The organism is Herbiconiux sp. A18JL235 (assembly GCF_040939305.1).
Taxonomy (GTDB): domain Bacteria; phylum Actinomycetota; class Actinomycetes; order Actinomycetales; family Microbacteriaceae; genus Herbiconiux.
Genome location: NZ_CP162511.1, coordinates 2,140,916 through 2,160,088, shown reverse-complemented (window position 1 = coordinate 2,160,088; position 19,173 = coordinate 2,140,916). Strand labels below are relative to the sequence as shown.

Annotated in this window: 19 protein-coding genes; 6 read left to right on the top strand and 13 right to left on the bottom strand. The window is 67.9% G+C overall.

Annotated features, from left to right (window positions below; translation table 11 throughout):
- Positions 1 to 152 precede the first annotated feature (152 nt).
- From ABFY20_RS10015 to ABFY20_RS09985, 7 genes are all read right to left on the bottom strand, one after another.
- Positions 153 to 482, bottom strand: coding sequence for a metal-sulfur cluster assembly factor (locus ABFY20_RS10015; RefSeq protein WP_368496109.1), 330 nt, complete (start codon positions 480 to 482; stop codon positions 153 to 155).
- 4 nt (positions 483 to 486) lie between these two features.
- Positions 487 to 1,251, bottom strand: coding sequence for a Fe-S cluster assembly ATPase SufC (gene sufC, locus ABFY20_RS10010; RefSeq protein ID WP_171704810.1), 765 nt, complete (start codon positions 1,249 to 1,251; stop codon positions 487 to 489).
- A gap of 4 nt (positions 1,252 to 1,255) precedes the next feature.
- Positions 1,256 to 1,582 carry a non-heme iron oxygenase ferredoxin subunit gene (locus tag ABFY20_RS10005; RefSeq protein WP_368496108.1) on the bottom strand — a complete coding sequence of 109 codons (327 nt, stop codon included), beginning with the start codon at positions 1,580 to 1,582 and terminating at the stop codon, positions 1,256 to 1,258.
- Entirely contained in the window at positions 1,575 to 2,717 is a 1,143-nt protein-coding gene (gene sufD, locus ABFY20_RS10000; protein WP_368496107.1) for a Fe-S cluster assembly protein SufD, read from the bottom strand. Before sufD ends, ABFY20_RS10005 begins: the two co-directional genes overlap by 8 nt.
- Entirely contained in the window at positions 2,718 to 4,136 is a 1,419-nt protein-coding gene (sufB, locus tag ABFY20_RS09995; protein WP_368496106.1) for a Fe-S cluster assembly protein SufB, read from the bottom strand. It lies immediately after the preceding gene.
- A 119-nt stretch (positions 4,137 to 4,255) separates the two neighbouring features.
- Complete coding sequence (locus ABFY20_RS09990) at positions 4,256 to 5,221, bottom strand: heme A synthase (protein ID WP_368496105.1); 966 nt, start codon at positions 5,219 to 5,221, stop codon at positions 4,256 to 4,258.
- Positions 5,222 to 5,230: 9 nt separating this feature from the next.
- On the bottom strand, positions 5,231 to 6,160 hold the full coding sequence (locus tag ABFY20_RS09985; RefSeq protein ID WP_368496104.1) for a heme o synthase: 930 nt from the start codon (positions 6,158 to 6,160) through the stop codon (positions 5,231 to 5,233).
- Between the two features lie 210 nt (positions 6,161 to 6,370).
- Between ABFY20_RS09985 and tkt the strand changes: the two genes are divergently transcribed.
- Genes tkt through pgl form a run of 6 tightly spaced genes read left to right on the top strand, consistent with a single transcriptional unit; the run spans position 6,371 to position 14,579 of the window.
- Positions 6,371 to 8,464, top strand: a complete 2,094-nt coding sequence (gene tkt / locus ABFY20_RS09980; protein ID WP_368496103.1) for a transketolase — start codon at positions 6,371 to 6,373, stop codon at positions 8,462 to 8,464.
- Between the two features lie 26 nt (positions 8,465 to 8,490).
- Positions 8,491 to 9,600: a transaldolase gene (gene tal, locus ABFY20_RS09975; protein ID WP_368496102.1), complete on the top strand. Its 1,110-nt coding sequence runs from the start codon at positions 8,491 to 8,493 to the stop codon at positions 9,598 to 9,600.
- Positions 9,597 to 11,201: a glucose-6-phosphate isomerase gene (locus ABFY20_RS09970; RefSeq protein ID WP_368496101.1), complete on the top strand. Its 1,605-nt coding sequence runs from the start codon at positions 9,597 to 9,599 to the stop codon at positions 11,199 to 11,201. The genes tal and ABFY20_RS09970 overlap by 4 nt, the downstream gene beginning before the upstream one ends.
- A 45-nt stretch (positions 11,202 to 11,246) precedes the next feature.
- A complete protein-coding gene (zwf, locus tag ABFY20_RS09965; RefSeq protein ID WP_368496100.1) occupies positions 11,247 to 12,788 on the top strand; it encodes a glucose-6-phosphate dehydrogenase in 1,542 nt (513 codons plus the stop codon).
- Complete coding sequence (locus ABFY20_RS09960; protein WP_368496099.1) at positions 12,785 to 13,762, top strand: glucose-6-phosphate dehydrogenase assembly protein OpcA; 978 nt, start codon at positions 12,785 to 12,787, stop codon at positions 13,760 to 13,762. The genes zwf and ABFY20_RS09960 overlap by 4 nt, the downstream gene beginning before the upstream one ends.
- Positions 13,763 to 13,808: 46 nt before the next feature.
- On the top strand, positions 13,809 to 14,579 hold the full coding sequence (gene pgl, locus ABFY20_RS09955) for a 6-phosphogluconolactonase (protein WP_368496098.1): 771 nt from the start codon (positions 13,809 to 13,811) through the stop codon (positions 14,577 to 14,579).
- A gap of 91 nt (positions 14,580 to 14,670) precedes the next feature.
- On the opposite strand, the gene ABFY20_RS09950 is transcribed toward pgl, so the two are convergent.
- The 6 genes from ABFY20_RS09950 to ABFY20_RS09925 form a co-directional block, all read right to left on the bottom strand.
- On the bottom strand, positions 14,671 to 15,039 hold the full coding sequence (locus ABFY20_RS09950; protein ID WP_368496097.1) for an RNA polymerase-binding protein RbpA: 369 nt from the start codon (positions 15,037 to 15,039) through the stop codon (positions 14,671 to 14,673).
- Between the two features lie 47 nt (positions 15,040 to 15,086).
- Complete coding sequence (gene secG / locus ABFY20_RS09945; RefSeq protein ID WP_368496096.1) at positions 15,087 to 15,338, bottom strand: preprotein translocase subunit SecG; 252 nt, start codon at positions 15,336 to 15,338, stop codon at positions 15,087 to 15,089.
- A 79-nt stretch (positions 15,339 to 15,417) separates the two neighbouring features.
- Complete coding sequence (gene tpiA, locus ABFY20_RS09940; RefSeq protein ID WP_368496095.1) at positions 15,418 to 16,206, bottom strand: triose-phosphate isomerase; 789 nt, start codon at positions 16,204 to 16,206, stop codon at positions 15,418 to 15,420.
- Positions 16,197 to 17,411: a phosphoglycerate kinase gene (gene pgk / locus ABFY20_RS09935; RefSeq protein WP_368496094.1), complete on the bottom strand. Its 1,215-nt coding sequence runs from the start codon at positions 17,409 to 17,411 to the stop codon at positions 16,197 to 16,199. The genes tpiA and pgk overlap by 10 nt, the downstream gene beginning before the upstream one ends.
- Before the next feature lie 23 nt (positions 17,412 to 17,434).
- Positions 17,435 to 18,442, bottom strand: a complete 1,008-nt coding sequence (gene gap / locus ABFY20_RS09930; RefSeq protein WP_171704826.1) for a type I glyceraldehyde-3-phosphate dehydrogenase — start codon at positions 18,440 to 18,442, stop codon at positions 17,435 to 17,437.
- Between the two features lie 102 nt (positions 18,443 to 18,544).
- Positions 18,545 to 19,168: a superoxide dismutase gene (locus tag ABFY20_RS09925; protein ID WP_368496092.1), complete on the bottom strand. Its 624-nt coding sequence runs from the start codon at positions 19,166 to 19,168 to the stop codon at positions 18,545 to 18,547.
- Positions 19,169 to 19,173 lie beyond the last annotated feature (5 nt).

Here is a 19,173-nt window from a genome sequence, read left to right as displayed (position 1 = left end):
TGCGCGAGGCACCCCTCCCCCGCACTGCCCCCTGAGCATCTGTGGACAGTACCCTCCCTGTGCACAACACGGCTTGGTTCGAAAACGCAAACGTCGCGGCACCCGGGCCCTCCATGAGGACGGATGCCGCGACGTTAGCGGTTTCGAACGAACTAGATGGAGAAGCCGAGGGCGCGCATCATGTCGCGGCCGTCGTCGGTGATCTTCTCGGGGCCCCACGGCGGCATCCACACCCAGTTGATGCGGAACTGCTCGACGATGCCGTCGAGGGCCTCAGCCGTCTGCTCCTCGAGCACGTCGGTGAGCGGGCAACCGGCGCTGGTCAGTGTCATGTTGATCACGAGGGCGTTCTGCTCGTCGTCCCAGCCGAGGTCGTAGATGAGGCCGAGGTCGACGATGTTGACGCCGAGCTCAGGGTCCATCACGTCTTTCAGCGCTTCTTCGACCTGGTCGAAGAGCTGCGGTTCGAGTGTCGTGACCATTTCGTTATTCTACGACCGCGCCGGAGAGAAAGCGATCGTAGCCCTCGTTCTCGAGTCGCACGGCTAGCTCGGGCCCGCCCTGCTCCGCCACCTTGCCCGCGACGAACACGTGCACGAAGTCGGGCTTCACGTACCGCAGGATGCGGTTGTAGTGCGTGATGAGCAGGATGCCGAGACCGGTGTTCTCCTTAGCCCGGTTCACACCCTCCGACACGATCTTCAGCGCGTCGACGTCGAGCCCGGAGTCGGTCTCGTCGAGCACCGCGAACTTCGGCTTCAGCAGCTCGAGCTGGAGGATCTCGTTGCGCTTCTTCTCGCCGCCCGAGAACCCCTCGTTGACGTTGCGCTCGCGGAACGACTTGTCCATGCGGAGCGCCGTCATCGAGGCGTCGAGCTCTTTGATCCAGCCGCGGATGGCCGGCGCCTCGCCGTCGATCGCGGTCTTGGCGGTGCGGAGGAAGTTCGACACCGACACCCCGGGGATCTCGACCGGGTACTGCATCGCGAGGAACAGCCCCGCACGCGCCCGCTCGTCGACCGACTTGTCGAGCATCTCCTCGCCGTCGAGCGTGACCGAGCCGCCCTCGACGTGGTATTTCGGGTGCCCGGCGATCGCGTAGGCGAGGGTCGACTTGCCCGAGCCGTTCGGCCCCATGATGGCGTGGGTCTCACCCTCGCCGATGGTGAGGTCGACGCCGCGCAGGATCTGCTTGGTTCCCTGCTCGGTCTCGACGCTGACCTGGAGGTCTTCGATCTTCAGAATCGACATGCTGCTACTCAACTACTTTCGTCACTGTCGGGTCGATGTAGATGTCCCCGTCGATCACCTCGATCTCGAACACGGGGACAGGCTCGTACGCCGGGAGCGTCAGCGGCTTCCCGGTCGCGAGCGAGAACTTGGAGCCGTGGGCCCAGCACTCGAGTGTGTCGTCTTCGACGAAGCCCTCCGCCAGCGAGATGTCGCCGTGGGTGCAGGTGTCGCCGATGGCGTGGCACTCCCCCGCCGAGTCCTTCACCAGCGCGATGGGAACCCCGCCCACGACGACGCGCAGCGCCTGGTTCACGGGCACGTCGTCGAACGCGCAGACCTTCTCAGCCACGTGCACCCTCCGCCGCCATGAGCTCGGCCTCGACCGCGGCCGACAGCCGCTCCTCGAGTGCGGGCGAGCCGATCTGCTGGATGATCTCGGCCAGGAACCCGCGCACGACGAGCCGTCGCGCCTCCTCCTCCGAGATGCCGCGCGACTGCAGGTAGAACAGCTGCTCGTCGTCGAAGCGACCGGTCGACGACGCGTGGCCCGCACCGACGATGTTGCCCGTCTCGATCTCGAGGTTCGGGATGCTGTCCGCCCGCGTTCCCTCGCTGAGCACGAGGTTGCGGTTCTGCTCGTAGCTGTCGGTGCCGTCGGCGTGCGGGCCGATGAGCACGTCGCCCACCCACACGGTGTGCGCGCCCTTGCCCTGGAGCGCTCCCTTGTAGTTCACCCGGCTGCGCGTGTCGGCGGCCACGTGGTCGATGTAAGGGCGCTGTTCGAAGTACTGCCCGGAGTCGGCGAAGTAGAGGCCGAGGGAGTCGATGGATGCTCCCCGCTCGACCAGGTGGATCGCCGGGTTCACCCGCACCACACTGCCGCCGAGAGACACGATGACGTGCTTGAGGGATGCGTCGCGCCCGACCTTCGCGAAGTGGCTGGAGAGGTGGACCGCCGAGTCGTCCCACTCCTGCACGGTCACCACCGTGAGCGACGCATTGTCGCCGACCACGATCTCGACGTTCTCGGAGAGGTTCGCCGCCCCAGACTGCTCGAGGATGACGACGCCCTTGCTGTTCGCGGCAGCCTCGATCACGATGTGCGCGGCACGGGCGCTGTCGTCGAACCGATCCCGGCGAAGCACGAGCTCGGCGGAGTCCTCCCCGGAGACGAGCACGTGGATCGCCTTCTCGAACGACGACCAGGCGTTGGCCGAGGCGCGGTCTTCTGGCACTCCCGCCGAGCCGACCAGAGCATCCGCGCGGTCGATCCAGTTCACCGAGGTGCCGGCCGACTCCGAGTAGGTGAACGCCGTCGGCGAGCCGTCGAGCGCATCCGTCGTCAGGTGCTTGAAGCTCGCCAGAGGAGCGAACTTCCACTCGAACTCCAGCCCGGTGACCTGGGCGAAGTCATCGACGGAGGTGGAGGAGGGGCGTTCCGACCGGGTCTGGACGGGAACGAATGCGGTTGCAGCGGTCGACATCTAGCCTACGGAGCCTTCCATGCCCATCTCGATGAGCTTGTTGAGTTCGAGCGCGTACTCCATCGGGAGCTCGCGGGCGATCGGTTCGATGAAGCCGCGCACGATCATCGCCATCGCCTCGTCTTCGGGGAGCCCCCGCGACATGAGGTAGAACAGCTGCTCCTCGGAGACCTTCGACACGGTGGCCTCGTGGCCGAGCTGCACGTCGTCGACCCGGATGTCGATGGCCGGGTAGGTGTCGGAGCGCGAGATGGTGTCGACCAGCAGCGCGTCGCAGCGCACCGTGTTGGCGGAGTGGTGCGCGTTCTCGGCGACCCGGATCTCCCCGCGGTACCCGGCGCGCCCACCGCCACGTGCGATCGACTTCGAGACGATCGACGACTGCGTGTGAGGTGCCATGTGGATCATCTTCGCTCCGGCGTCCTGGTGCTGACCGGGGCCGGCGAAGGCGACCGAGAGGGTCTCGCCCTTGGCGTGCTCGCCGACCAGGTAGATCGACGGGTACTTCATGGTGACCTTCGACCCGATGTTGCCGTCGATCCACTCCATGGTCGCGCCCTCGTGGGCGATGGCGCGCTTGGTGACGAGGTTGTAGACGTTGTTCGACCAGTTCTGGATGGTCGTGTACCGCACGCGCGCGTTCTTCTTCACGATGATCTCGACGACGGCCGAGTGCAGCGAGTCGCTCTTGTAGATGGGGGCTGTGCAGCCTTCGATGTAGTGCACGTAGGAGCCCTCGTCGGCGATGATGAGCGTGCGCTCGAACTGGCCCATGTTCTCGGTGTTGATGCGGAAGTAGGCCTGCAGCGGGATCTCGACGTGCACGCCCTTGGGAACGTAGACGAACGAGCCGCCCGACCACACGGCGGTGTTCAGTGCGGCGAACTTGTTGTCGCCCGAGGGGATGACGGTGCCGAAGTACTCGGTGAAGAACTCGGGGTGCTCGCGGAGCGCGGTGTCGGTGTCCATGAAGATGACGCCCTGGGCCTCGAGGTCTTCGCGGATCTGGTGGTACACCACCTCCGACTCGTACTGCGCGGCGACGCCGGAGACCAGGCGCTGACGCTCGGCCTCGGGGATGCCGAGCTTCTCGTAGGTGTTCTTGATGTCTTCGGGCAGGTCGTCCCAGGTCTGGGCCTGCTTCTCGGTCGAGCGCACGAAGTACTTGATGTTGTCGAAGTCGATGCCCGAGAGGTCGGCGCCCCAGGTGGGCATGGGCTTGCGACCGAAGATCTTGAGGGCCTTGAGCCGGGTCTGGAGCATCCAGTCGGGCTCGTTCTTCAGCTCGGAGATGTTCGTCACGACGGCCTCGTCGATGCCTCGACGAGCGGATGCTCCTGCCGTGTCTGTGTCCGACCACCCGAACTCGTACACGCCGAGGTTCTCGAGTTCCGGTCGGTCGATGAGCACGTCTGACATGACTGACTCCCTTCCTTGCTGCTGGTGACCCACTGAGGTCAACTCCGCAGAGGTCTCCGCCATTCCGGCGGCCGACGACCCTCCGTCAAATCCAGCGGCTCGGGTGTCGGGATGTGAACCTACGCGTTAAGAGCGTGTTCCTGAACCTTCATTGTATACGTGGTGACCGAGCGCGGGGCGAAGAGTCGCGGATGCAGGTCGAGCAGCACCCGGAGGGCGCCGACCCACACCAAGGCCGAGCCGAGCAGGTGCAGCACGACCATCCACTCCGGGAGTCCGAGCAGCGCCTGAGCGATGCCGAGGGCCGCCTGGGCGACGACGACGGCGACGAAGGTGACGACCCGGCGAAGGGCGAGCTGTGCGCCCGGAACCCGGCGCACACCGACGAGGAGCACGACGCCGAGCATCAGCACCACCATGCCGAGCACGCCGTGCACCACGGTCACCTGCTCCCACACGAAGGCCATGCGCGGCACGTCGGCCGAGTCTCCGGCGTGCGGCCCGGTACCGGTGACGAGGGTACCGACCAGGATGAGCACGGCGGTGGCGACGACGAGCACCCAGGCGAGCACGCCGATCCAGCTCGGGAAGCTCGCATCCGCCGTCTGACCGCGGTGCGCCCGGTGCCAGGTGAGCGTCGTGGTGGTGAGCAGCGCGATGGCCATCACGAAGTGCATCGCCACGACCCACGGGTTGAGTTCGGTGAGCACGGTCACCCCGCCGGCGATCGCGTTCACGACGACGAGCCAGAACTGCGACCAGGCCAGGCGTGTCATGCTGCGCTCGCGCGGCTTCTGCAGCCGGGCGGCGACGATCGCCCATCCCACCGCGGCGATGAGCACGCCGGTGAGCACGCGGTTGGCGAACTCGATGAAGCCGTGAATGCCGAGCTCCGGGGTCGTGGTGAGCGACCCGTCGTCGCAGGCGGGCCAGGTGGGGCAGCCGAGGCCCGACCCGGTGACCCGCACCACTCCCCCGGTGATGATGATGAGGATGCTCACCACGAGCGCCGCCGTCGTGCCCCAGCGGAGGGCGCGCGGGCTGAGGGTGACGCGGTCGGCGAGGAAGCCGAAGGGGGTCTGCACGGGCGGCTCCTAGAAGCGGAAGAGCGGAACCAGCGGGTCGATCGCCACCGCCAGGAAGATCAGCGTGAGGTAGGTGATCGAGCCGTGGAACACGCGCATCGGCTTGATCGAGAGGTCTCGGATCGACCGGCTGTACAGCCGGTGCGACTCGTAGAGGAACCAGGCGCCGGCGACGACGGCGGTGCCGGCGTAGATGATGCCCATGTGGCCCACCGGAATGAGCAGGAGCGAGCACGCCACCATCGCCCAGGCGTAGAGCACGATCTGCAGGCCCACCACGACGCGGCCGCGCACCACGGCGAGCATCGGAACACCCGCGGTCTTGTAGTCGGCGCGGTACTTCATCGACAGCGGCCAGTAGTGCGGCGGCGTCCAGAGGAAGATGATGCCGAACAGGATGAGCGCCTCCCACGACAGCGAGTTCGTGACGGCCGCCCAGCCGATGAGCACCGGCATGCAGCCCGCCGTGCCGCCCCAGACGATGTTCTGCGGGGTGCGCCGCTTCAGCACGAGCGTGTAGAGGAGCACGTAGATGAGGATGGCGGCGAGCGAGAGGGATGCGGCCAGCAGGTTCGTGAAGACGGCGAGCCACACGATGGAGACCACACCGAGGGTCCAGGCGAACACGAGCGCCTCGCGGTCGGAGAGCACTCCGGTGACCAGGGGCCGCTTCGAGGTGCGGTCCATGACGCGGTCGATGTCGCGGTCGAAGTAGCAGTTGAACGCTCCCGCGGAACCCGCCGAGAGCGCGCCGCCGATGAGGGTCGCGAACACGAGCCACAGGTTCGGGATGCCGCCCTGGGCCAGGATCATGACCGGAACGGTGGTCACCAGGAGGAGCTCGATCACCCGAGGTTTGGTGAGGGCGATGTAGCCCTTCACCTTGTCTCTCGGGCTGAACCGCCGCTCGACTACCCGGCCGTCAACCGCTACGTCCATCGCTCCTCATTTACCTACCCGGTGAAAGTCCCCTGGGTCAGTCTATTCGATGGGGGCGCCCGACCCGTCCGCCTCGATATGATGGGGGTGCGACGCTGACGTGGTGACGATGGCCCCTGCGCAGGGAGCGTGAGGCCCGTCCGAGACGTCGGCAACTCACTACCGGAACCCGCCTGACGGGTCCGCACTCCAGAAGGGTCGAAATACCTCGTGGCCACACTCCAATGGGAACCCATTGACGACAAAGCCGTCACCACCGCCAAGATCCTCGCGGCGGATGCCGTCGAGAAGGTCGGCAACGGCCACCCGGGCACGGCGATCAGCCTGGCTCCCGCGGCCTACCTCCTGTTCCAGAAGGTCATGCGCCGCGACCCCTCCGACCAGCACTGGATCGGGCGCGACCGCTTCATCCTGTCGGTCGGCCACTCCTCGCTCACCCAGTACATCCAGCTCTACCTGGGCGGCTACGGCCTCGAGCTCGACGACCTGAAGGCCCTCCGCACCTGGGGGTCGCTGACCCCGGGCCACCCCGAGTACGGCCACACCGACGGTGTCGAGATCACCACCGGCCCGCTCGGCCAGGGCCTCGCCTCCTCCGTCGGCTTCGCCTACGCCCAGCGCTTCGAGCGCGGCCTGTTCGACCCCGACGCGGCGCCCGGCACCAGCCCGTTCGATCACCACACCTACGTGATCGCCGGCGACGGCGACATGGAGGAGGGCGTCACCAGCGAGGCCTCCTCGCTCGCCGGCCACCAGCAGCTCGGCAACCTCATCGCGATCTACGACTCCAACCAGATCTCCATCGAGGACGACACCAACATCGCCTTCACCGAAGACGTGCGCGCCCGCTACGAGGCCTACCACTGGCACGTGCAGGTGGTCGACTGGAAGAAGACCGGCGAATACGTCGAAGACGTGCAGGCGCTCTTCGACGCGATCGAGGCGGCCAAGGCCGAGACCTCGAAGCCCTCGCTCATCATCCTCAAGACGATCATCGGCTGGCCCTCGCCGAAGAAGCAGAACACCGGCAAGATCCACGGCTCTGCGCTCGGCGCCGACGAGCTGAAGGGCCTCAAGGAGGTGCTCGGGGCCGACCCCGAGCAGCACTTCGCCGTCGCCGACGAGGTCATCGAGCACACCCGCGGCGCGATCGCCCGCGGCGCCGAGGAGCGCGCCGAGTGGCAGAAGGGCTTCGACGCCTGGGCCGCGGCCAACCCCGAGAAGAAGGCCCTGCTCGACCGACTCGAGGCCGGAGAGCTGCCCGACGACATCGAGTCGGTGCTTCCCGTGTTCGAGGCGGGCAAAGAGGTCTCGACGCGTGCCGCCTCCGGCAAGGTCATCAACGCCCTGGCCGGCTCCCTCCCCGAGTTCTGGGGCGGCTCCGCCGACCTCGCCGAGTCGAACAACACCACCATCGAGTCGGCAGCATCGTTCGTGCCGGCCGAGCACTCCACCCACGAGTGGTCGGGCAACCCCTACGGCCGCGTGCTGCACTTCGGCATCCGCGAGCACGCCATGGGCTCGATCCTGAACGGCATCGTGCTGCACGGGAAGACCCGCCCCTTCGGCGGCACCTTCCTCATCTTCAGCGACTACATGCGCCCCGCAGTGCGTCTCGCCGCCCTCATGAAGGTGCCCGCCATCTACGTCTGGACCCACGACTCCGTGGCCCTCGGCGAAGACGGCCCCACCCACCAGCCGATCGAGCAGCTCGCCACGCTCCGCGCCATCCCCGGTCTCGACGTGGTGCGTCCCGCCGACGCCAACGAGGTCGCGTACGCCTGGCTCACCATCCTCGGCCGTCACCACAACCCGGCCGGCATCGCCCTCACCCGCCAGAACATCCCGGTGTTCGAGCGCGGCGACGGCGACGCCTCCGGAGATGTGTTCGCCTCCGCCGCGAACACCTCGAAGGGCGCCTACGTGCTCGCCGAGGCCCCGAACGGCACCCCCGACGTCATCTTCATCGCCACCGGATCCGAGGTGCAGCTGGCCGTGAACGCCCGCGAGATCCTCGCCGGCGAGGGCATCAACGCCCGCGTGGTGTCGGCCCCGTCGCTGGAGTGGTTCGAGGAGCAGAGCGCCGAGTACAAGGAGTCGGTGCTCCCCGCGGCTGTGAAGGCGCGCGTCTCGATCGAGGCCGGGCTCTCGCTCGGCTGGTCGAAGTACATCGGCGACGCCGGCCGCTCCGTCTCGATCGAGCACTTCGGCGCCTCGGCCGACTACAAGACCCTGTTCCGCGAGTTCGGCATCACCACCGAAGCCGCCGTCGAAGCAGCGAAGACCTCGCTGGCCGCGCTCTGAGCCGGCCGCACGAAGGAGATAGAGAAATGACCGAATCCCGCACCCAGCAGCTCTCCGACGTCGGAGTCTCGATCTGGCTCGACGACCTGTCGCGCTCGCGCATCACCTCGGGTGGGCTGCAGAAGCTCATCGCCGAGAAGAACGTGGTGGGCGTGACCACCAACCCGTCGATCTTCGCCGCCGCGCTCGCCCAGGGCGAGTCGTACGCCGAGCAGGTCGCCGTGCTGGCGAAGGCCGGGACGGATGTGACCTCCGCCGTCTTCGAGATCACCACCGACGACGTCGCCGACGCGAGCGACATCTTCAAGCCCATCTACGACGCCACCAAGGGCTTCGACGGCCGGGTCTCGATCGAGGTCGAGCCCGGGCTCGCCCACGACGCCAAGGGCACCATCGAGCAGGCCAAGGCGCTGTTCGACAAGGTGAACCGCGAGAACGTGCTCATCAAGATCCCCGCGACAGTCGAAGGCCTCGAGGCGATCACCGCCACCATCGCCGCCGGCATCTCGGTGAACGTGACGCTCATCTTCTCGCTGGAGCGCTACCGCGACGTGATCAACGCCTACCTCTCCGGCCTCGAGCAGGCCAAGGAGGCCGGCCACGACCTGTCGAAGATCCACTCCGTGGCGTCGTTCTTCGTGTCGCGCGTCGACACCGAGATCGACAAGCGCCTCGAGGCGATCGGCACCGACGAGGCACTGGCGCTCAAGAGCAAGGCCGGCGTCGCGAACGCCCGCCTCGCCTACGAGGTCTGGACCCAGGCCTTCGCCACCGAGCGCGCCCTGGTGCTGCTCGAGGCGGGTGCCAACACCCAGCGCCCGCTGTGGGCATCGACCGGTGTGAAAGACCCCGCCGTCCCCGACACCACCTACGTCGTCGATCTCGCCGCCCCCTCGGTCGTGAACACCATGCCCGAGAAGACGCTCGACGCCGTCGCCGACCACGGTGTCATCGCCGGTGACACCATCGCGCACAGCTACGCCGAGGCGAACAAGGTGCTCGACGCCATCGCCGCGCAGGGCATCTCCTACGCCGAGGTCACCGAGCTCCTCGAGAAGGAGGGCGTGGAGAAGTTCATCGTCTCCTGGAACGAGCTCCTCGACACCGTCACCGCGGCACTCGAAGCAGCGAAATGACCATCGCGATCCACCTGTCCGGCGACGCGAAGGCGGCGGTCGCGAACCAGGTTCCGCTGCTCGCGGCCGACCTGGTGGCCTCCGGCATCACGGGGCAGGACCCGGCGCTGTGGGGCCCCGCGGCCGAGGCCGAGGCCTCGAAGCGGCTGGGCTGGACGGAGGCGGTCTCCGTCTCCCGTCCGCTCGTCGCCGAGGTCGTGGCCCTCCGCGAGGAGTTCCTCGCCCAGGGCGTCGACCACTTCGTGCTCGCCGGCATGGGTGGGTCGTCGCTCGCCCCCGAGGTCATCACCAGAACCCTCGGGGTGGAGCTCACCATCCTCGACTCCACCTCGCCCGAGCAGATCCGCGCGGCTCTGGGCGACAGACTCGGCACGACCGTGCTGATCGCGTCGTCGAAGTCGGGCGGCACCCTGGAGACCGACAGCCAGCGCCGTGCCTATGAGGCGGCGTTCCGCGCCGCCGGCATCGACCCGGCGTCGCGCATCGTCATCGTGACCGACCCGGGGTCGCCGCTCGAGTCGCTCGCCCGCGAGGCGGGCTACCGGGTGTTCCTCGCCGACCCGGACGTCGGCGGCCGCTACTCGGCGCTCACCGCGTTCGGGCTGGTGCCCTCGGGCCTCGCCGGCGCCGACATCGGCGAGCTGCTCGACGAGGCGGAGGCGATCTCGCTCAACCTCGCCGAAGACGGCGCCGACAACTTCGGGCTCATCCTGGGCGCCGCGATCGGCGGCACCACACCGCTCCGCGACAAGGTGAGCATCGTCGCCGACGGCACCCACATCGTGGGCTTCGCCGACTGGGCCGAACAGCTCATCGCCGAGTCGACGGGCAAGGAGGGCAAGGGTCTGCTCCCGGTCGTGCTCGACCTCGACTCCCCCGAGCTGAGCGCGAAGCCCGCCGACCTGCAGGTCGTGCGGCTGGTCGACAACGCCCACCAGTTCCACCTGCGGGAGCAGCACCCGGGCGAGGTGCTCATCAGCGGCTCGCTCGGCGCGATGTTCCTCACCTGGGAGTACGCGGTCGCGGTCGCTGGGCGTCTGCTCGGCATCAACCCGTTCGATCAGCCCGACGTCGAGTCGGCGAAGGAGGCCGCTCGTGGCCTCCTCGACTCCCGCCCCGAGCCGCAGGCCCCCGCCTTCGTCGAGTCGGGCATCGAGGTGCGGGCGACGCCCGCCGCTCTCGTCGCCTCGGGTACGGTCGCCGGCTCGGTCGACGCCTTGCTGGCCGAACTCCCCGCCGACGGCTACCTCGCCGTCATGGCGTACGTCGACCGGCTCTCTCAGGCGCGGCTCGCCGAGCTCCGCGACCTCCTCGCGGCGCGCGCGGGCAGGCCCGTGACCTTCGGCTGGGGGCCCCGCTTCCTGCACTCCACCGGCCAGTACCACAAGGGTGGCCCCGCCACCGGTGTGTTCCTGCAGATCACGGCCGACGCGAGCGACGATCTCGAGATCCCGGGCCGCCCGTTCACCTTCGGCCAGCTCATCCAGGCCCAGGCCGCCGGAGACGCAGCCGTGCTGGCCGAGCACGGCCGCCCGGTGCTGCGGCTCGAGCTCACCGATGCGTCGTCGGGCGTGGAGAGCCTGTTCGACGTGCTGCGCTGACGCGCATCCGTTGTCGTCGTCACCACCACTCACCAAGGAGTTCCATTGCCTCCCGTCGACATCACGCCGGAGTACAACCCCCTCAGGCTTCCCACCGACCGCCGCCTCAACCGCATCGCGGGCCCTTCCGGCCTCGTGATCTTCGGTGTCACCGGCGACCTGTCGCGCAAGAAGCTCATGCCGGCCGTCTACGACCTCGCCAGCCGAGGCCTCCTGCCGCCCGGTTTCTCCCTCATCGGCTTCGCCCGTCGCGACTGGGAGGACCAGGACTTCGAGCGCGTCGTCCACGACTCGGTGAAGGAGCACTCCCGCACCCCCTTCGATGAGGACGTGTGGCGACAGCTCTCGGAGGGCATCCGCTTCGTCTCGGGTGAGTTCGACGACGACAACGCTTTCGAGCAGCTCAAGTCGACCATCGACGAGCTCGACCGCGATCGCGGCACCATGGGCAACTACGCCTTCTATCTGTCGATCCCCCCGAAGGCGTTCCCACTCGTCACCGAGCAGCTGCGCCGTTCGGGCCTCGCCGACCAGAGTCCCGACCGCTGGCGCCGGGTCGTCATCGAGAAGCCGTTCGGCAGCGACCTCACCACGGCGATCGAGCTGAACGACGTGGTGGAGTCGGTGTTCCCGCCCGACTCGGTGTTCCGCATCGACCACTACCTCGGCAAGGAGACGGTCCAGAACATCCTGGCGCTCCGCTTCGCCAACCAGCTCTACGAGCCCATCTGGAACGCCAACTACGTCGACCACGTGCAGATCACGATGGCTGAAGACATCGGGGTCGGCGGGCGTGCGGGCTACTACGACGGCATCGGCGCGGCCCGCGACGTCATCCAGAACCACCTGCTGCAGCTCATGGCGCTCACCGCCATGGAGGAGCCGATCTCGTTCGATGCGGCCGACCTCCGTACCGAGAAGGAGAAGGTGCTCGCGGCCGTCAAGCTCCCGGATGATCTCAGCACCGTGAGCGCGCGCGGCCAGTACTCCGGCGGCTGGCAGGGCGGGGAGAAGGTGCTCGGCTTCCTCGAGGAAGACGGCATGAACCCGCAGTCGACCACCGAGACCTACGCCGCGGTGAAGCTCGACATCGGCACGCGCCGCTGGGCCGGCGTGCCGTTCTATCTGCGTGCGGGCAAGCGCCTCGGCCGGCGGGTGACTGAGATCGCCGTCGTGTTCAAGCGGGCGCCGCAGTACCTGTTCGCCGAGAGCCAGACCTCGGAGCTCGGGCAGAACGCCCTCGTCATCCGGGTGCAACCCGACGAAGGCGTCACCATCCGCTTCGGGTCGAAGGTTCCGGGTGCCGGCGTGCAGGTGCGCGACGTCACGATGGACTTCGGTTACGGCCACGCCTTCACCGAGGCCAGCCCCGAGGCCTACGAGCGGCTCATCCTCGACGTGCTGCTCGGCGACCCGCCGCTGTTCCCGCGACAGACCGAGGTCGAGCTGTCGTGGAAGATCCTCGACCCGATCGAAGAATACTGGGCGACCCAGGGTCAGCCCGAGCAGTACCGCCCCGGAACCTGGGGGCCGAGCTCGGCTGACGAACTGCTCGCCCGCGACGGAAGAACCTGGAGACGCCCGTGATCGTCGATCTGCCCGACACCACCACCAGCAAGATCTCGAAGTCGCTGGTGAAGATCCGCGAGGAGGGCGGCGCCGTCGCTCTCGGCCGCGTGCTCACCCTCGTCATCGTCACCTCGCTGGGCCAGGAGGAGGACGCCATCGAGGCGGCCAACGACGCCTCGCGCGAGCACCCGATGCGCGTCATCGTGGTCTCCACCGACCAGGAGAACGACGGCCTCACCACGGGGCGCGGCGCACGGCTCGACGCCCAGATCCGGGTCGGCGGCGACGCCGGGGCGAGCGAGGTCATCGTGCTGCGCGCCTACGGGGCGGCGGCGAGCGACCAGGAGGGCCTCGTCACCGGACTCCTGCTCTCCGACGCTCCCGTCGTGGTGTGGTGGCCAGGTGCAGCACCCGAGAACGTGTCGGCCTCCGACCTCGGCCGCATCGCCACCCGTCGCATCACCGATTCGTCGAACCAGGCGAACCCCTACGAGGCGCTCCTCTCGCGCGCCAAGTCGTACGCGCCGGGAGACACCGACTTCGCCTGGACCCGCCTCACCCTGTGGCGCGCCCAGCTGGCCGCGGTGCTCGACCAGCCGCCCTACCAGCCGGTGACGGCGATCGAGGTGTCGGGCGCATCCGATTCGCCGTCGACGCTGCTGCTCGCCGCCTGGCTGCGGCACCAGCTGAAGGTTCCCGTCGACTACGGACTGCTCTCGCGGGCCGCGAACGGCTCCAGCGGCATCCACGGCGTGGTGCTCTCACGGGAGAGCGGGCCGATCGAGCTGGTGCGAGACATCCCCAACGTCGCGCGGCTCAGCCAGCCCAATCAACCCACGCACGATCTCTCGCTCCCCCGCCGCAACCTCCGTGACTGCCTGGCCGAGGAGCTGCGGCGACTCGACCCCGACGACCTGTATGGTGAAGTCATCACCCAGGGTCTCGCCGAGTTGCTGGAGAAGAACGAGGGCAGCGTCCGCGACGCCGTCTGAGCGGCGCTGCACGACCCGAGGTCGTTCGACAAGGAAGGTATGGTCTGTGACCACTGATCGCCGAGTACTCGTTCACCCCGACAAAGAGGCACTCGCCGGTTCGGTGGCGGCACGGTTCATCACCAAGGTCATCGACATCCTCGACGAGGTCGACGAGGCGCACATCGTGCTCACCGGCGGAACCATGGGTGCCGCCGTGCTCGAGTCGGTGCGCGCCTCAGCAGCCTCCGACACCATCGACTGGGGCCGGCTCCACTTCTGGTGGGGCGACGAGCGCTTCGTGCCGAAGAACGACCCCGACCGCAACGAGCTGCAGGCGCGTGAGGCGCTGCTCGACCACATGCCGGTCGACGAGTCGAAGGTGCATCCCTTCCCGTCCTCCGACGAGATCCACGACCTCGACGAGGCGGCACGCTTCTACGCCGCCGAGCTCGCCGCCGCTGCACCCGAAGGTCGCCAGTACCCTCGCTTCGCCATCATGTTCCTGGGCGTCGGTCCTGACGGGCACATCGCGTCGCTGTTCCCCGGGCACGACGAGATCCGCATCACCGACAAGACCGTCGTTCCCGTGCGCAACTCCCCCAAGCCGCCGCCGCTGCGCCTCAGCCTCACGCTGCCGGTCATCCAGTCGGCCGACCGCATCTGGATGGTGCTCGCCGGTGCCGACAAGGCGTCGGCGATCGGCCTCGCCCTCGCCGGGGCGAGCACCGATGAGGTACCGGTGGCAGGGGCCCAGGGGCGCAAGCGCACGGTGTTCTTCGTCGACCGCGAGGCCGCAGCCGAGGTACCCGAGTCGCTCATCGCGCCGAGCTACTGAGTTCGCGGGCGCCGACGCCGACGCCCGCGCCCGCGCGCAGCGAAAAGGCGGTCTCACACCATTGTGAGACCGCCTTCTCGGCTTATGACGCCTAGCTCGACGCGCTTGCCGTGCCGCGACGCTCGCGCAACTGCTGCAGGGCGTCTTCGAGGAGCTGTTCCGCCTCCTGCTCGGTGCGGCGCTCCTTCACGTAGGCGAGGTGCGTCTTGTAGGGCTCGAGCTTCGCGACCGACGGCGGGTTGGCCTTGTCGCGACCGGCGGGAAGACCCGAGGTGGGGCAGTCGATCGTCTCGGGGATCTCCTCGTCGGGAAGGTTCGCCGCGAAGTAGCGCACGGTCTCGTTACCCAGGGCGTCCCAGTAGGAGACCTGGATGCGCTCCGCGTGGAAACCGCGATCCTGCTCCCCCATGGGGCCTGCGCCTACGCGCGATCCGCGGATCGCGCTTCCACCTGATGCCATGTTCTGGTTTCCCCCTTGTGTTCTGCGGGTGTCCGGTGCCGACGGGCCTAGAGGCCGGAGTCGAACTTCGTGATGAGTCCGAGGATGATGATGCTGGAGACCCAGACCAGCCCCAGGATCACCGTGATGCGGTTGAGGTTGCGTTCGGCGACGCCGGAGGCGCCGAGGTTCGAGGTGACGCCTCCGCCGAACATGTCGGAGAGCCCGCCACCCCGGCCCTTGTGGAGCAGGATGAGCAGCGTCAGCAGCAGACTCGTGAGACCGAGAATGACCTGGAGGACGACCTGGAGGATTTGCACTGCTTGCCTTTCACGTGCGGAAGAGAGCGGGTCGCTCCCCCGAAGACCACGGGTAAGTATAACCCGCGGGTGGCGGAGCTCAGACTCCGACGTGCTTCTGGTAGCGCACGATCGCGGAGAACTCCGCGATGTCGAGGCTCGCACCGCCCACCAGGGCACCGTCGACGTTCGGCTCGCGCATGAAGCCGGCGATGTTGCCCGACTTCACCGAACCGCCGTACAGGATGCGCGTGGCCGCGGCGGCGTCGGCGCTGAGGCTCTCGGCCACGACGGCTCGCAGCGCTGCACCGACGGTCTCGGCCTGCTCGGGCGTCGCGGCCTGGCCCGACCCGATCGCCCACACGGGCTCGTAGGCCACGACGATGTCGGCGTCGGCAGCGAGGCCCTCGATGGCGGCCTTCAGCTGGGCGACAGGCACCGCGCTCTGACCGAACTTCTCGAGGTCTTCGGCGGTCTCACCGACGCAGATGATCGGCACGATGCCGTGCTTGATGGCGGCCTTCACCTTGGCGGCGACCACCTCATCCGTCTCGCCGTGCAGCGTGCGACGCTCGGAGTGACCGATGATGACGTACTTCGTGTCGAGCTGGGCGAGGAAGGCGCCCGAGATCTCGCCGGTGTACGCGCCGGACTCGTGCTGGGAGATGTCCTGACCGCCGTAGGCGAGCGAGAGCTTGTCGGCGGCCACGAGGGTCTGCACCGAGCGCAGGTCGGTGAACGGCGGGAAGACCGCGACCTCGACGTCGTCGAAGCTGTGCTTCGCGTCGTCGAGCGACCAGGCGAGCTTCTGCACGAAGGCGATGGCCTGCAGGTGGTCGAGGTTCATCTTCCAGTTGCCGGCGATGAGCGGGGTGCGGGTCAGGACCATCCGAGGACCTCCAGGCCAGGGAGACGCTTGCCCTCGAGGAACTCGAGCGACGCACCGCCTCCGGTTGAAATGTGACCGAACTGGTCGTCTGAGAAGCCGAGCGCGCGCACGGCGGCGGCGGAGTCGCCACCGCCGACCACTCCGAGGCCGTCGACCTCGGTGAGCGCCTGCGCGACGGCTTTGGTGCCTGCGGCGAAGGGTTCGAGCTCGAACACGCCCATGGGGCCGTTCCAGAACACCGTCTTCGACGAGGCGATGATCTCGGCGAACGCCTTCGCGGTGTCGGGGCCGATGTCGAGCCCGAGACCGGAGGCGCCGAACGCCGTGTTCTCGATGTCGTCGGCGGGGGTGACCTCCACCTCGGCGTCGGCGCCGAACTTCGATGCCACCACCACGTCGGTCGGAAGCACGATGGTGACGCCGAGCTCGTCGGCCTTCGCCAGGTAGCCCTTGACGGTCTCGAGCTGGTCTTCTTCGAGGAGGCTCGAGCCCACCGCGTGGCCCTGCGCCTTGAGGAAGGTGAACAGCATGCCACCGCCGATGAGCAGCGTGTTCACGCGGGGCAGGAGGTGCCCGATGACACCGAGCTTGTCGGAGACCTTCGAGCCGCCGAGCACCACCGTGTAGGGGCGGTCGGGGTTCTCGGTGAGCTTGTCGAGCACACCGAGCTCGGTCTCGATGAGAAGACCGGCTGCGCTCGGCAGCAGTTCGGCGAGGTCGTAGACGCTCGCCTGCTTGCGGTGCACGACCCCGAAGCCGTCGGAGACGAAGGCGTCGCCGAAGCGAGCCAGCTCCTCCGCGAAACCGCGACGCTCCGCCTCGTCCTTGCTCGTCTCACCCGGGTTGAAGCGCAGGTTCTCGAGCAGGGCGATGTCGCCGTCGCCGAGGCCGGCCACCGCATCCGCTGCCTCCTGGCCCACCGTGTCGTGTGCGAAGACGACAGGTTTGCCGAGAAGCTCGGAGAGGCGCCCGGCGACGGGCTCGAGGGTGTACTTCTCGTCGGGAGCGCCCTCGGGGCGGCCGAGGTGGCTGACCACCACGACCTTCGCCCCGGCGTTCAGCAGGGCGTTGAGGGTGGGCAGGCTCGCGCGCACGCGCCCATCGTCGGTGATGACCCCGTCCTTCACAGGAACATTGAGGTCACACCGCACGATGACGCGCGTGCCGGCGAGCGATCCGAGGGAGTCGAGAGTGCGGAGCGTCACGGATTCGCTTTCTGGGGAGAAGTCTACAGCTTGGCTGCGACGAACTCGGTGATGTCGACGAGACGGTTGGAGTAGCCCCACTCGTTGTCGTACCACGACGCCACCTTGACCTGCGAGCCGATCACCTTGGTGAGGCCGGCGTCGAAGATCGAGGAGTGCGGGTCGGAGACGATGTCGCTCGAGACGATCGGGTCTTCGGTGTAGCTGAGGATGCCCTTGAGCTCGCCCTCGGCGGCGTTCTTGTACGCCTCGTTGATCTCCTCGACCGTGGCGGGCTTCGTGAGCTCGACGGTGAGGTCGGTGATCGAGCCGGTGGGAACCGGCACGCGGAGGGCGTAGCCGTCGAGCTTGCCGACGAGCTCGGGGATGACGAGGCCGAGCGCCTTGGCGGCACCGGTCGACGTCGGGATGATGTTCGCTGCGGCGGCGCGGGCACGGCGGAGGTCGCTGTGCGGCCCGTCCTGCAGGTTCTGGTCTGCGGTGTAGGCGTGCACCGTGGTCATGAGGCCGCGCTCGATGCCGAAGTTGTCGAGCAGCACCTTGGCCAGCGGAGCCAGGCAGTTGGTGGTGCAGGAGGCGTTCGAGATGATGTCGTGGATGGCGGGGTCGTAGGTGCCCTCGTTCACACCGAGCACGAGCGTCGCGACGTCGCTGCCGGTGGCGGGAGCCGAGACGATGACCTTCTTCGCGCCGGCGGTGATGTGCTGACGCGCGTCGTCGCTCTTCGTGAAGCGGCCGGTCGACTCGATGACGATGTCGACGCCCAGCTCGCCCCAGGGCAGGTCGGCGGGGTTGCGCTCTGCGAGCACGATGATCGGCTTGCCGTTGACGACGATCTTGTCGCCGTCGAGCTCGACCTTGGCGTCGAGACGGCCGGTGATCGAGTCGTACTTGAGCAGGTGGGCGAGCGCCTTGTTGTCGGTGAGGTCGTTGACCGCGACGATCTCGAGGTCACTTCCCTTCGCCAGCGCGGCACGGAAGAAGTTGCGACCGATGCGGCCGAAGCCGTTGATGCCGATCTTGACAGACACGTAGTACTCCTGTTGCTGGGGCCCGGGTGGGCGGGGTGGTGGGAGCTGGGGAGGAGGAGGCGGGGGCCGACCTGGGGTGCGGCCTCCCGCATCCTGCGTCGGTTATGACAGTACCAGCAGCCCCGAGGTCTTCTGGCGGGCGGCGTCGAGGCGGGCTGCGACGTTCTCCCAGTTGGCGATGTTCCAGACGGCCTTGATGTAGTCGGCGCGCACGTTGAGGTAGTCGAGGTAGTAGGCGTGCTCCCAGACGTCGAGCATGAACAGGGGCACGACGCCGGCGGGGATGTTGCCCTGCTGGTCGAAGAGCTGGAACAGGGAGAGGTTGCCGCCGATGACGTCGTAGCCGAGCACGGCCCAGCCGGAGCCCTGCACGCCGAGGGCGACGGCGGTGAACGCGGCCTGGAACTTCTCGAACGAGCCGAAGCGGTCGTCGATGGCGGCTTTGAGTTCGCCTTCGGGGGTCTGGGTGGTGGGGGTGAGGTTGGTCCAGAATATGGAGTGGTTGACGTGGCCGCCGAGGTTGAAGGCGAGGTCTTTCTCGAGCTTGTTCACGTTCGCGAGGTTGCCGGTCTCGGAGGCTTCGGTCAGTGCGGCGAGGGCGGTGTTCGCGCCGGCGACGTAGGTGGCGTGGTGCTTGTCGTGGTGCAGCTGCATGATCTTGCCCGAGATGTGGGGCTCGAGCGCGGCGTAGTCGTAGGGAAGCTCCGGCAGAGTGTACTCAGCCATGTGAT